This window comes from Amycolatopsis suaedae (assembly GCF_004214935.1).
Lineage (GTDB): Bacteria > Actinomycetota > Actinomycetes > Mycobacteriales > Pseudonocardiaceae > Amycolatopsis > Amycolatopsis suaedae.
In genome coordinates this window covers 83,493-95,379 of the sequence record NZ_SFCC01000016.1, presented here as the reverse complement: position 1 = coordinate 95,379, position 11,887 = coordinate 83,493, and the positions used below count along the sequence as shown (strand labels likewise).

Below are 11,887 nucleotides of genomic sequence, written 5' to 3'. Positions count from 1 at the left end.
GGTGCTACCGGCGGGGCTGGCCGTAACCGCGCAGGCGGTCCACCACGTGCTCGATCTCCTCGCCGGGCAGCAGCGCCGGGTCCCCGGCGGCGCGGGCGGTCAGCCACACCCGGCACACCCACTCCAGCTGCTCGGCCCGCGAGTAGGCGGCGGCGAGATCAGCGCCGTAGGTGACGGTGCCGTGGTTGGCCAGCAGGCAGCCACGGCGCCCCTCCAGCGCGGCCAGCATCGACTCGGCCAGCTCCGCGGTCCCGTAGGTGGCGTAGCGGGCCACCCGCGCGCTCGGCCCGATGGCCGCGACCATGTAGTGGATCGGCGGCACCTCCTCGGCCAGTGCCGACACGGCCGTGGCATGGGTGGAGTGGGTGTGCACCACGGCACCGACCGGCGCTCCGTCGGGATCGGCCGCCCGGGTGTAGACCGCCAGGTGCATCGGCAGCTCGCTGGTCGGCCGTAGTTCGCCGTCTGCCACGTCGCCGGCCAGGTCGACGACCGGGACGTCGGCGGGCTCCAGCCGCGCGTAGTCCACGCCGGTCGGCGTCACGGCGACGAGGTCGCCCGAGCGCACCGAGATGTTGCCCGACGTGCCCACCACCAGCCCGTCCGCGGACAACCTGCGCGCGTACTCGCAGACGTCCGCGCGCTCATGTGCCAATAGCATTAGATCCTCCACAGTGGACGGGCGCCGTCCAGTGCCGCCAGGTAGTCGCGGTAGCCGCGCTCGTAGGTCTCCGCGTTGTCCGGCCGGACGGCCACCGTGTGCGCCCCCCGCGCCCACACCTCGGCGTCGAACGGCTCGCCCAGCGCCGCGCCCGCGGTGAACACCGCACCCCGCGCGCCGACCCCGGGGTCGCCGGGGATGACGATCCCGGTACCCAGCACGTCGGCGAAGATCCGCGTCCACTCCGCCGAGCGCACCCCGCCACCGCAGGCGTACAGCCTGCCCGACAGCCCGGCCGAGGCGAAGCAGTGCCGGGCCGCGTAGGCGACCGACTCGCACAGCGCCCGCACCAGGTCGGCCCGCGTGGTCTCCAGGCTGAGACCGGCGAACTGCGCCCGCGCACCGGCGTCGACGAACGGCGCCCGCTCCCCCGACGCGGACAGGAACGGCAGCGCCCGCACCCCGTTCGCGCCGGGCGGGCTCTGCGTCAGCAGCTCGCCGATCTGCTCGACCCGGATGCCCAGCAGGCCGCACACCCAGTCGATCCCGGCCGTGCCGACCATGGCGGGCATGGCCCGCAGGTAGTCCTCCGGCGACGGGGTGGCCAGGAACATCCCGGCGGGCTCGCCGTCGCGGTCCCAGCTGACGTCGCGGGTCAGCACCTGGCAGGCCAGCGTGGTGCCCGCGGTGAGGATGCCGTCGCCGGGCTCGCGGACCCCGGCGCCGATGGCGCTGGCGGGCAGGTCGAACGGGCCGGCCGTCACCGGCAGCCCCTCCGGAAGGCCCAGCAGCGCGGCACCCGCGGCGTTCAGCCGGAACACCGCGCCCGCCGGTGCGGGCTCGGCGAGCAGGCCACGCCGGTGGCCCAGCCCGCACGCCTCGATGGCGGCGGCCGAGTAGGTCCGGGTCACCGGGTCGAGGAAGGGCAGCGACGCGTCGGAGACGTCCACGGTGATCTCGCCGGTGAGCCGCTGCAGCACCGCGTCGACGCAGTAACCGGCGACGACGGCCCGGTCCAGCGACTCCGGCTCGTGTTCGTCCAAATAGGACAGCAGCGCGGCGTGGCAGCCGGGGAAGATGCCCGACCCGGTGTGCCGGAACACCTCCTGCGACACCCCGCTGGCCTGCCATTTCGCCACCACCGAGTTGGCCCGTCCGTCCAGCCAGGACAGTGCGGGGCGCACGGCGGCGCCGCCGGCGTCGCGCAGCCACAGGCCGTCGCCCTGCCCGGTCAGCGCCAGCGCGGCGACCGGCTCGTCCAGCCGGGCCGCGACCTCGCGCACCACGGTGACGACGGTGCCGATCACCTGGTCCAGGTCCTGCTCCACCCGCCCGCCGGGCAGGTGGTGCACCGTCGACGGCGTGCACGCGTCGGCGATCGACACGCCCGCGTCGTCGAACACGACCGCCTTGGTCAGCGAGGTGCCGATGTCGACACCGATGATCCGGCCGGCCATGGCGGTCAGCCCAGCACCGCGGGGTTGGCCACGTGGGCCTGCGGTTCGCCGCGGACGTAGCGGCCGACCTCGGCGGCGACGATCCGCGCCGCCCGCTGCGCGGTCTGCCTGCTGGCGCCGGCCAGGTGCGGGGTGGCGATGACGTTCGGCACGTCCCGCAGCGCCCAGTCCGCCGGGGGCGGCTCGACGTCGTAGACGTCCAGTGCCAGCGCGCCCAGGCGGCCCGACCGCAGCAGGTCCGGCAGCGGCGCGTAGTCCAGCAGCCCGCCGCGGGCGGTGTTGACCAGCACCGCGCCGTGCGGCAGCAGCTCCAGCTTCGCCGCGTCGATCAGGTGCCTGGTCTCCTCGGTCAGCCGCGCGTGCAGGCTCACCACCGCGCTGCCGCGCAGCAGCTCGTCCAGCTCCACCAGGCGCGCGCCGTCCGCGGTGACCGCCGCGGGGTCGGCGTAGGGGTCGGCGACCAGCACCCGCGCGCCGAACGCGACCAGCACCCTGGCCACCCGTGCGCCGATGGCGCCGTAGCCGACCAGGCCGACGGTGGTGCCGTCCAGTTCCACCCCTGCCTGGTCGTAGGCGTAGTAGTCGCCGCGCCAGGTGCCCGCCAGCAACTCGGCCGACGACGTGGCGATCCGCCGCATCGCGGCCAGGATCATGCCGACGGCGAACTCCGCGGCGGCACCGGCGTTGCGGCCCGGCGCGTAGGTCACGGTGACCCCGGCCTCGGTGGCGGCCTCCAGGTCGACGTTCACCGGCCCGCCCCGGCACACCGACACCAGCCGCAGGTCCGGCGCGGCCGCGAACACGGCCTTGGTGAACGGCGCCATCTGCGTGACCGCGACCTCGGCGCCGGCCAGCGCGGCGATCACGTCGGCCTCGGTGCCGCTGGCCTCGACCACACCGCCGACCGGCCCGAACGGCACGACCGGCCACGGCAGCGACAGCTCGGCGAACTCGTGCCCGCCGCCTGCCTCCGCCCGTACCGCCTCGGTCAGCAGTCCGGTGCCGACGAACTCGTCTCCCGCAGCCAGGATCCGCACGGTTCCTCCTCGAACCAGTATCTGTGTCCAGTTTGCGTCAGGCGCCGTGCGCCCGCTCGTACTCGGTGATCCGCGCGACCTTGGTCGCGCTGGCCGACTCGGGGTCGAACCGGTAGTCCAGCCACTCCCCGACGATCTTCTTGGCCAGCTCGGCGCCGATCACCCTGGCGCCGAAGGTGATGATCTGGCAGTCGTTCGACTTCACCGACCGCTCGGCCGAGTAGGAGTCGTGCACGACGGCCGCCCGCACACCGGGCACCTTGTTGGCCGAGATGGCCACGCCGATGCCGGTACCGCAGACCAGCACGCCCCGGTCGGCCTCGCCACGCGCGACCGTCTCGGCCGCGGCCAGCCCGAGGTCGGGGTAGGGCCGCTCGTCGGAGGCGTCGGGCACGCCGAGGTCGGTCACCTCGGCGACCCTGGCGTCGGCCCGCAGCAGGTCCCGTAGCTGGTTCTTCAGTTCCACACCGGCGTTGTCGGCGGCGACGACGATCCTCATACGGTTTCCTTCTCGTTGAGCGCGGCTGCGACGGCGGTGACCAGCAAGGCGAACGACGTCGCGCCGGGGTCGGGGTGGCCGAGGCTGCGCCGCGCCAGGCGGGCGGCGCGGCCGCGGGCGGGCAGCAGGTCGGCGGTGGCGGCCGCGGCGGCGGTGGCCCGCTCGGCCGCGGCCGTCCAGGCGGCCGCCGGATCGGCACCGGCGGTCACCTGGTCGCGCAGGGTGTCGGCGAACGGGCCGATCGCGTCGAGCATCGTCTTGTCCCCCGGCTGGGCACCGCCCAGCTCGACGAACGCGGCCACCGCGCCGTCGACGGCGGCGGTCAGGCTCTGCGCGGTGATGCCGTCACGCAGGCCGGCGCCGGTCTCGGCGAGCAGTACGCCGTAGAGGGCACCGGACGCGCCACCGGCGGCGTCGGCGAACGCCGTTCCCGCGGCGAGCAGCCCGCCGGGCACCGTGTCGCCCGCCTCGGCCGAGCGGGCGGCGGCGACGGCGGCCCGCATGCCGCGGGTCATGCCCAGTCCGTGGTCGCCGTCGGCGGCGACCGCGTCCAGCCTGCCCAGCTCGTCCTCGTTCGCCTCGATGACCTCCAGCGCGGCGGTGAGCGCCCGGTCGACCAGCCGCGGTCCCGCCGGCCCGTCCGGCCGCGCCAGCGTGTCGTCCACTGTGGACTCCAGCGCCACGGGCGCGAGCACGGCGCCGGTGCTGCGGTAGCCGGGGCTGTCGCACGGCGCGGCGTAGAGCCCGGCCAGCTCGTCGTCGAGCACCATGACCGACAGCGACATGCCCGCCATGTCCAGCGACGTCACGAACTCGCCGACCTGGGTGTCGACGACCTCCAGCCCGGCCGCTCCGAGCCGGGAGTGAATGCGGCCGTAGGCGGTGAACATCTCCTCGTACTTGGTGCGGCCCAGCCCGTTGACCAGCACCGCGACCCGGCCCTGCCCGGGCAGTTCGGGCAGCAGCCCGTCCACCAGCTCGTCGGCCAGCGCGGTGGCGTCCAGCCTGCCGACCGTGCGGACGCCGGGCTCGCCGTGGATGCCGAGGCCCAGCTCCATCTTGTCGCCGTCGACGGTGAACAGCGGCGCGTCGGCGCCGGGCAGGGTGCAGCCGCCGAAGGCGACGCCGAACGTGCGGACCGCGGCGTTGGCACGCATCGCGGCGGCGTACACGCCGTCCAGGTCGTCCCCACGCTCGGCGGCGGCACCGGCGATCTTGAACACCAGGAAGTCGCCCGCGACGCCGCGGCGGCGCGCCGTGTCACCGGCCGGGCCGCTGGCGACGTCGTCGGTGACCAGGATGGTGCGGCTGTCGATGCCCTCGGCGGCCAGGCGGCGGGCGGCGAGTCCGAAGTGGAGCACGTCGCCCTGGTAGTTGCCGTAGCCGAAGAGCACACCCGCGCCGCCGTCGGCGGCCCGCGCGGTGCGGTAGACCTGCTCGGCGCTGGGGCTGGTGAACACGTCGCCGACCACGGCGGCGTCGGCGAGGCCGGGGCCGACCAGCCCGGCGAAGGCCGGGTAGTGCCCGCACCCGCCGCCGATGACGACGGCGACCTTGCCCTGCCGCGGCACGTGCCTGCCCACGACGCCGTAGGCGCCGGGCACCTTGCGGACGTGCCTGCCGTAGGCGGTGACGTAGCCGTCGACCCAGTCGCGTTTGAACGTGGCCGCCGTTCCGAGGGTGGTCATCGCCGCGCCACCGCCTCCCCGGCGAGGTAGGCCAGCAGCGTGGCGCGGACCTCGTCGTTGTCGGCGGCCACGACCGTGGCCAGGGCCAGCGCGTCGGGCTTGGGCGGGTAGGCGGGGTTGGGCAGCGCGACGACGGTCAGCCCGGCAGCGGCGGCGGCGCGGATGCCGTTGCTGGAGTCCTCGACGCCGAGGCACTCCGAGCCCGCCCGGCCGAGGCGGCTCGCCGCCTCCAGGTAGACGTCGGGGCTGGGCTTGCCGCGGGCCACCTCGGCACTGCTGACCGTCGCGGTGAACTCCCCGGTCAGCCCGTGCGTGCGCAGGACGGCGTCGATGACCCGGCGGGCCGCCGAGGAGGCCAGTGCGACCGGGGCGGTGGCGGCGACGTCGCGCACCATGGCGTCCGCACCGGGCAGCAGCGGTGCCCGGCCGGCCTCGATGGCGGCGATCATGCCGTCGACGACGGCATGCTCCACCTGCTCGGCGGTCTCGTCGGTGCCGCTGCGGGTGGCGAGGTAGGCCGCCCACTCCGGGGCGCTCATGCCCTGCACGGTGCCGGTGTCCTCGGCGGTCCACTCGACGCCGTACCGGGCGGCGTAGGCCACCCAGTTCTCCTCCCAGAGGTGTTCACTCTCGACCAGGACACCGTCCAGGTCGAACACGACAGCGGCGAGCGCCATGGAGAACTCCTTTCACATCGTGCATGTTAAATTAACATCCGATTTGCGATATGTCATCACCCCACGACGAGAGGAACCGCGATGGGCACCCGGCTCCTGCTGACCCGGCACGGGCAGACGGTCTGGCACGCGGAGAACCGCTACGCGGGCAGCAGTGAGGTCGCACTGACCCCCGAGGGCCACGAGCAGGCCCGGCGGCTGGGCGAGGCGGTGGCCACGCTGCCGGTGACGGCGCTCTACTGCTCCCCGCAGGAACGGGCGCGGATCACCGCGGCCCCGGCGGCGAAGACGCTGGGGCTGGAGCCGGTGATCGTCGACGACCTGCGGGAAGTCCACTTCGGCGTGATGGAGGGCCGCACGCTGGACGAGCTGCGGGCCGACGATCCGGAGGCCGCGCGGCGGTTCGTCGCCGATCCGGTGACCGGCACGTTCCCCGGTGCCGAGCCCGCCGCGGAGGCGGCCCGGCGCGGTGCCGCGGCACTGACCGCGATCGCCGGGCGGGAGGACGGGCCGGTGCTGGTCGTCGCGCACAACACGCTGCTGCGGCTGAGCCTGTGCGCGCTGCTCGGCATCCCCCTGCGCGACTACCGCACGGTGCTGCCCGGGCTGCGCAACGCCGCGTGCACCGAGCTGGAGTTTCGCGGGGGGCGCGCCGGGCTGCTGCGCCTCAACGCCGGGTGGGACGTCGGATAATGGGCCGATGAGCGAGCACGCCCGGTCGCGCACCGCACGCCAGCAGCTGATCGCCGAGCACGTGATGAAGCACGGCTCGGCGTCGCAGGCCGAGCTGGTCGAGCTGACCGGCGTCAGCCACATGACCGTGCACCGCGACGTCGACGAGCTGGTCCGGCGGGGCCTGCTGCGCAAGTTCCGCGGTGGCGTGTCCGCGCAGCCGTCGTCGGTGTTCGAGAGCAACGCCGAGTACCGGCTGGCCGCCAACACCGAGGCCAAGCAGGCCATCGCCCGGCAGACCCTGCGCCACATCGAGCCCGGCATGTCGGTGCTGCTGGACGACTCCACCACGGCGCTGGCCGTCGCGGCGCTGCTGCCGGAGGTCGGGCAGCTGACCGTGGCCACCAACTACCTGCGCGCCCTGCAGGAACTGAAGACCAGCGACGACCTGCGGCTGATCTGCCTGGGCGGGGATTACTCGGCCACGCACGACTCGTTCCTCGGCATGGCCTGCCTGGAGGCCGTCGAGCGGCTCACCGTCGACGTGGCGCTGGTGTCGACCTCGGCGATGACCACGGAGATGACCTACCACCAGGAGCCGGAGATCGTCATGGTCAAGCGGGCCATGCTGGCCAGCGCCCGCACCCGGCTGCTGCTGATGGACCACAGCAAGCTGCCGCGCACGGCACTGCACCGGCTGGCGCCGGTCGCCGACTTCGACCGGCTGATCGTCGACGCCGGCACCGAGCCGTCGCTGGTCGAGGACCTGCGCGGGCACACCAAGGTCGACGTGGCCGGCACCGCTTCCTGACGCTCCCCCGGCCCGCGCGCGAAGGCCACCTTCAGCACGTGAGACGTCAGGGGCCCGGCAAAGTCGGGTGGTCCGGAGCGCGTCATTCGCGTTCCGGAAGGCGAGACTCGCGTTCCGGCCCGGCAGGGCCGCGCGAGCGGCCCGTTCGGCCAGGCGAGAACAGGGTTGGGTCTCGCGATCTGGAACTGGCATACCGGCCAGTGGGACCAGGCAGGCGGGAACGTGCAACTCGCGGGTCCGGAACGGACGACTCGCGCGTGAGAACGTACGACTCGCGCGAGTGGACCGTTCACGCGGGCGACCGGCACCAGGTGAGAACCCGGTCCACATGGTGAGTTCTGCGCTCACGCACGCGAGTTCTGCGTTCCGGCCCGCGAGTTCTGCGTTCAGGGCCACCCACCTGGCCCTGCCGCATCCCGGACTTTGCCGGGGCCCTGACGTGAGACGTGGTGAAGGTGGCCTTCACGTGCTTGGGGGACCACCGCAGCGCGCCGAGAAAAAGTTGAAATCACATCTTGCGTGTTAACTTAACGTCGCTCATGATGCTTCGGTAACACATCATGGAGGCATTCATGGATCAGGCAACATCGAGGTTGTCCCGCCTGCTGACCCGCTGGGGGCTGCCCGCCCCGCTGTTCCTCGGCTACGTCGGCCTGCTGCTGTTCATGATCGGCGACGGCGTCGAGTCGGGCTTCATCGCGCCGTACATGGCCGCGAACGGCGCCGGCGACGACATCAGGGCGTCCTACATCATCACCGTCTACGGCGTCGCGGTGATGCTGGCGTCCTGGCTGTCCGGCGCGCTGTCCGAACTGTGGGGCCCGCGCCGGGTGATGCTGGCGGGCCTGGTCATCTGGCTCGTGTTCGACGTGCTGTTCCTGCTGTCGGCCGCCGGCGGCAACTACACGCTGATGCTGGTGTCCTACGGCCTGCGCGGCTTCGGCTACCCGATGTTCGCCTTCGGCTTCCTGGTGTGGATCACCGCCGTCGCGCCGGTCGCCCGGCTGGGCGCCGCCGTCGGCTGGTTCTACTTCGCCTTCACCGGCGGCCTGCCCACCCTCGGCTCGTTGGTCGCCAGCTTCACCAACCCCATCCTCGGCCACTACGGCACGCTGTGGCTCTCGGTCGGCATCCTCGCCCTGGGCGGCCTGGTCTGCCTGCTCGGCGTGCGCGAGCGCACTGGGTACCAGCGCCTGGCGCCGCCGGAGGTCAAGCCGGTGCAGAGCCTGGTGTCCAGCCTGTCGATCGCCTGGCGCAAGCCACGCATCGGCGTCGGCATGATCGTGCGGGTCATCAACACCGCGCCCGAGTTCGGCATGCTGGTGTTCTTCCCGACGATCTTCATCAGCCAGATCGGATTCGGCGAGAGCCGCTGGCTGCTGCTGGTGTCGGTCATCTACGGCACCAACATCTTCTTCAACCTGATCTTCGGCGTGCTCAGCGACCGGATCGGCTGGCAGCGCACGATCTTCTGGTTCGGAGCCATCGGCTGCGCGATCTCCATCCTGCTGCTGTACTTCGTCCCGCTGGCGCTGGGCGCGGACTACTACTGGGTCGCGCTGCTCGTCGGCGCGCTCTACGGCGCGACGCTGGCCGGGTTCGTCCCGATCTCGGCGCTGCTGCCGTCGCTGTCGCCGGAGCACAAGGGAGGCGCGATGGCCCTGCTGAACTTCGGCGCAGGCGCGGCGGCGTTCGTCGGGCCCGCGATCGTCAGCCTGTTCCTCGGCCCGGTGGGCGCCGCCGGCGTGGTGATCATCTTCGCCGCGCTGTACGTGGTGGCCGCCGTGCTCACCCGGTTCCTCACCCTGCCCGAGGAGACCGAGCGCGCCATCGCCGAGGACGCGAGCCTGCAGGAGGTCAGCACCAGGTGAGCACACTCACCGTCGGCCTGGACGTGGCGACCGCGGGGGTCCGTGCCCTCGCGGTCGCCGCGGACGGCCGTGTCGTGGCATCGGCGTCGGCGGACCTGCCCGCGCCGCGGCGCACCGCCGCCGGGCACAGCGAGCAGGACGCGACCACCTGGTGGCCTGCCGCGTGCCGGGTGCTGCGGGAGGTGACCGCCGCGGTCGCCGAGCCGGTCGGCGCGGTGGCCGTCGCGGCGACGTCCGGCACGATCGTCGCGGTCGACTCCGCGGGCGAGCCGCTGGGCCCGGCGCTGATGTACGACGACCGGCGCGGCGCCGCGTACAACGCCGCGGCGGGCCGGGCCGGGGCGAAGCGGTGGGCCGAGCTGGGCCTGACGGTGTCCGCCACGGCCGCGCTCGGCCGCATCGCCTGGCTGCGTGAGCACGTGCCCGGCGCCGCCGGGGTACGGCACACACCCGAGATCATCGGCGCGAAGCTGACCGGCGGCCCGGTCGCCGCCGACTGGTCACACGCGCTGAAGAGCGGCTACGACCCGCTCACCGGGCAGTGGCCCGGCGAGGTCTTCGACGAGCTGGGCGTCCCGGCGCACTGGCTGCCCGAGGTGGCCGCCCCGGCGACGGTCCTGGGCACCGTCGCCGCCGCCGAGACCGGGCTGCCCGAGGGGTGCGCGGTCGTCGCGGGCATGACCGACGGCTGCGCGGGACAGATCGCGGCCGGCGCGGTGTCGCCCGGGCAGTTCGTCGGCATCCTGGGCACCACCTACGTGCTCAAGGGCGTCACCGAACGGCTGGTGCCCGATCCCACCGGCGCCGTCTACAGCCACCGGCACCCGGACGGCTGGTGGCTGCCCGGCGGCGCGTCCAGCACCGGCGGCGAGTCGGTGGCGGGTACCCCCGGCCTGGCCGGGCTCGACGCGGCGGCGGCCGCCCGCGGCCCGGCCGACGTCGTGGCCTACCCGTTGCGGCGCACCGGGGAGCGTTTCCCGTTCGCCAGCCCGGGCGCCGCCGGTTTCGTCGCGGGCGAGCCCGCCGACGAGGTGGAACTGCACCGCGCCCGCCTGGAGGGCGTGGCGTTCGTCGAACGGCTGGCGCTGGATCACCTGCGACGGCTGGGAATCACCGTCACCGAGCCGCTGTTCGCCGCGGGCGGCGGCAGCAGGAGTCCACTGTGGACCCGGATCCGGGCGACAGTGACCGGGCTGGGCATCCGGGTGTCGCCACACGCCGAGACCGGCTACGGCGCAGCACTGCTGGCCGCGGGCGGGCTGCTGCCGGGGGGCGTGACCGAGGCCTGCGCCCGCGCGGACACCACGGCGACCCTCGTCGAACCGGACCCGGCCGAGCGGGACCGGCTGACCGCGTCCTACCACCGGTTCTGCCGCGAACTGCGTGCCCGCGGCTACATCGACGACGAGCTGTACGAGGTCGCCACCGGTCACTGACCGGGTGCCCGCAGGTTGCACTTCTCGATCGCGTGCTGGGTGATCGCGGTGCCTGCCTCGCCGTTCTTCCTGACGTCGTCAGGGGTGACCTTCGAGATGTCGCCACCCGAGGCCTTCACCCGTTCCGTGTAGCCGACCAGGAAGTCCCAGTGGCCCCGCAGTTCTTCCGGCGCCATGTCCGCCATCTGCCTGGCCTTCGCCGCCCACGCCTCGTACCGCGCGGGGTCGGTGGCGCCGCCCATCGCCCCGGCCATCGTCTGGAAATAGCCCTGGAGGTTGGCGCAGTAGTCCCCGCCCGGCGCGTTGCCACCGGGCTTGTCCGGCTCACCCGAACACCCGGACAGCCCGATCACGATGGCGACGACAACGCTGGTCCGCTTCACGGTTCCTCCTGAGCCGGATGCGGCAGAGTCTAGGCCGTCAGCGCCGTCCTGCGCCGCTCGACGGCCTCGCGGATGGCGTCGGCGGCGGCACGCGGCTCGTCGGCGCGGAACCGCAGCACCCGCACGAGCAACGGCTCCCCGTTCGAGCGCGTCGTGGACACCGGATCGGAAAGTTCCAGCGTGAGGTCGGTCTGGTTGCCCTGCACGAGGCAGAGTTCGTCGCCGCGGACCTGGTAGGTGCTCGTGCCGTCGTGGTGCTTCAGCTCCGCGCGGACGGAAACCACCAGCTCCAGCGGGACGTCGACGTGGATCATCGGGCCGCTGCGCACCACCAGCGTGTCCGCACGCAGGACGTGCGGCCGCACCTTCAGGCTGGCGATCGCGGCGAGGACCTGCACGACCGCGATCCCGTCCAGGACGTGGATCCACCACCAGGGCAGCAGGAACCCGACGACGGTGGTCTCCACGACGATGACACCCAGCAGGGCGAACATGATCGGTGCCTGCTCGCTGGCGTAGCCGAACGCCCGGTCGCCGGGACCGACCCCGTGGTCGCGCCGCCTGATCCAGTGCCAGAGGCTGATCGCGTCCTGCTTCTGGTGCCGCACCACGTGCCCCAGCAGCCTCCCCATGTCCCCACGTTACCGGCTCTCCCGCCGCCGGGGGAGGCGATTCCCCCTCGGGAACCAGGCGCG

The 11,887-nt window shown here is 73.5% G+C and carries 12 protein-coding genes; 4 read left to right on the top strand and 8 right to left on the bottom strand.

The genetic code is table 11. The annotated features are described in order from the left end of the window. Window positions 1-4: 4 nt before the first annotated feature. The 6 genes from EWH70_RS28255 to EWH70_RS28230 are packed head-to-tail and all read right to left on the bottom strand — an operon-like array spanning window position 5 to window position 6,019. The gene (locus EWH70_RS28255; RefSeq protein ID WP_130478575.1) at window positions 5-661 is read right to left on the bottom strand and encodes a class II aldolase/adducin family protein; all 657 of its coding nucleotides are present in this window, start codon (window positions 659-661) and stop codon (window positions 5-7) included. Beyond that, window positions 661-2,118, bottom strand: a complete 1,458-nt coding sequence (locus EWH70_RS28250; RefSeq protein ID WP_130478574.1) for an FGGY-family carbohydrate kinase — start codon at window positions 2,116-2,118, stop codon at window positions 661-663. Before EWH70_RS28250 ends, EWH70_RS28255 begins: the two co-directional genes overlap by 1 nt. Before the next feature lie 5 nt (window positions 2,119-2,123). After that, window positions 2,124-3,155, bottom strand: coding sequence for a 2-hydroxyacid dehydrogenase (locus EWH70_RS28245; RefSeq protein WP_130478573.1), 1,032 nt, complete (start codon window positions 3,153-3,155; stop codon window positions 2,124-2,126). A 37-nt stretch (window positions 3,156-3,192) separates the two neighbouring features. Further along, window positions 3,193-3,654: a ribose-5-phosphate isomerase gene (locus EWH70_RS28240; RefSeq protein WP_130478572.1), complete on the bottom strand. Its 462-nt coding sequence runs from the start codon at window positions 3,652-3,654 to the stop codon at window positions 3,193-3,195. Then, the gene (locus EWH70_RS28235) at window positions 3,651-5,342 is read right to left on the bottom strand and encodes a dihydroxyacetone kinase family protein (protein WP_130478571.1); all 1,692 of its coding nucleotides are present in this window, start codon (window positions 5,340-5,342) and stop codon (window positions 3,651-3,653) included. Before EWH70_RS28235 ends, EWH70_RS28240 begins: the two co-directional genes overlap by 4 nt. Next, window positions 5,339-6,019, bottom strand: coding sequence for an HAD family hydrolase (locus EWH70_RS28230; RefSeq protein WP_130478570.1), 681 nt, complete (start codon window positions 6,017-6,019; stop codon window positions 5,339-5,341). Before EWH70_RS28230 ends, EWH70_RS28235 begins: the two co-directional genes overlap by 4 nt. An 81-nt stretch (window positions 6,020-6,100) precedes the next feature. Between EWH70_RS28230 and EWH70_RS28225 the strand changes: the two genes are divergently transcribed. The 4 genes from EWH70_RS28225 to EWH70_RS28210 all read left to right on the top strand — a co-directional run bounded on the left by EWH70_RS28225 (window position 6,101) and on the right by EWH70_RS28210 (window position 10,809). Then, the gene (locus EWH70_RS28225) at window positions 6,101-6,712 is read left to right on the top strand and encodes a histidine phosphatase family protein (RefSeq protein WP_130478569.1); all 612 of its coding nucleotides are present in this window, start codon (window positions 6,101-6,103) and stop codon (window positions 6,710-6,712) included. 7 nt (window positions 6,713-6,719) lie between these two features. Beyond that, entirely contained in the window at window positions 6,720-7,502 is a 783-nt protein-coding gene (locus EWH70_RS28220; RefSeq protein WP_130478568.1) for a DeoR/GlpR family DNA-binding transcription regulator, read from the top strand. 572 nt (window positions 7,503-8,074) lie between these two features. Next, window positions 8,075-9,373 (top strand): MFS transporter, encoded by a 1,299-nt coding sequence (locus EWH70_RS28215; protein ID WP_240687276.1) that lies wholly within the window; start codon window positions 8,075-8,077, stop codon window positions 9,371-9,373. Further along, window positions 9,370-10,809: an FGGY-family carbohydrate kinase gene (locus EWH70_RS28210; RefSeq protein WP_130478566.1), complete on the top strand. Its 1,440-nt coding sequence runs from the start codon at window positions 9,370-9,372 to the stop codon at window positions 10,807-10,809. Before EWH70_RS28215 ends, EWH70_RS28210 begins: the two co-directional genes overlap by 4 nt. On the opposite strand, the gene EWH70_RS28205 is transcribed toward EWH70_RS28210, so the two are convergent. Together EWH70_RS28205 and EWH70_RS28200 are read right to left on the bottom strand one after the other, a co-directional pair. Beyond that, window positions 10,803-11,192 (bottom strand): hypothetical protein, encoded by a 390-nt coding sequence (locus EWH70_RS28205; protein WP_130478565.1) that lies wholly within the window; start codon window positions 11,190-11,192, stop codon window positions 10,803-10,805. The two genes, EWH70_RS28210 and EWH70_RS28205, sit on opposite strands and share 7 nt — an antisense overlap. Window positions 11,193-11,221: 29 nt before the next feature. After that, window positions 11,222-11,824, bottom strand: coding sequence for a hypothetical protein (locus EWH70_RS28200; protein ID WP_130478564.1), 603 nt, complete (start codon window positions 11,822-11,824; stop codon window positions 11,222-11,224). Window positions 11,825-11,887 lie beyond the last annotated feature (63 nt).

Bases quoted from the DNA above. Each gene is read 5' to 3' on its own strand.
- EWH70_RS28255 (WP_130478575.1), bottom strand. From the start codon at position 661: ATGCTATTGGCACATGAGCGCGCGGACGTCTGCGAGTACGCGCGCAGG.
- EWH70_RS28250 (WP_130478574.1), bottom strand. From the start codon at position 2,118: ATGGCCGGCCGGATCATCGGTGTCGACATCGGCACCTCGCTGACCAAG.
- EWH70_RS28240 (WP_130478572.1), bottom strand. From the start codon at position 3,654: ATGAGGATCGTCGTCGCCGCCGACAACGCCGGTGTGGAACTGAAGAAC.
- EWH70_RS28235 (WP_130478571.1), bottom strand. From the start codon at position 5,342: ATGACCACCCTCGGAACGGCGGCCACGTTCAAACGCGACTGGGTCGAC.
- EWH70_RS28230 (WP_130478570.1), bottom strand. From the start codon at position 6,019: ATGGCGCTCGCCGCTGTCGTGTTCGACCTGGACGGTGTCCTGGTCGAG.
- EWH70_RS28225 (WP_130478569.1), top strand. From the start codon at position 6,101: ATGGGCACCCGGCTCCTGCTGACCCGGCACGGGCAGACGGTCTGGCAC.
- EWH70_RS28220 (WP_130478568.1), top strand. From the start codon at position 6,720: ATGAGCGAGCACGCCCGGTCGCGCACCGCACGCCAGCAGCTGATCGCC.
- EWH70_RS28215 (WP_240687276.1), top strand. From the start codon at position 8,075: ATGGATCAGGCAACATCGAGGTTGTCCCGCCTGCTGACCCGCTGGGGG.
- EWH70_RS28200 (WP_130478564.1), bottom strand. From the start codon at position 11,824: ATGGGGAGGCTGCTGGGGCACGTGGTGCGGCACCAGAAGCAGGACGCG.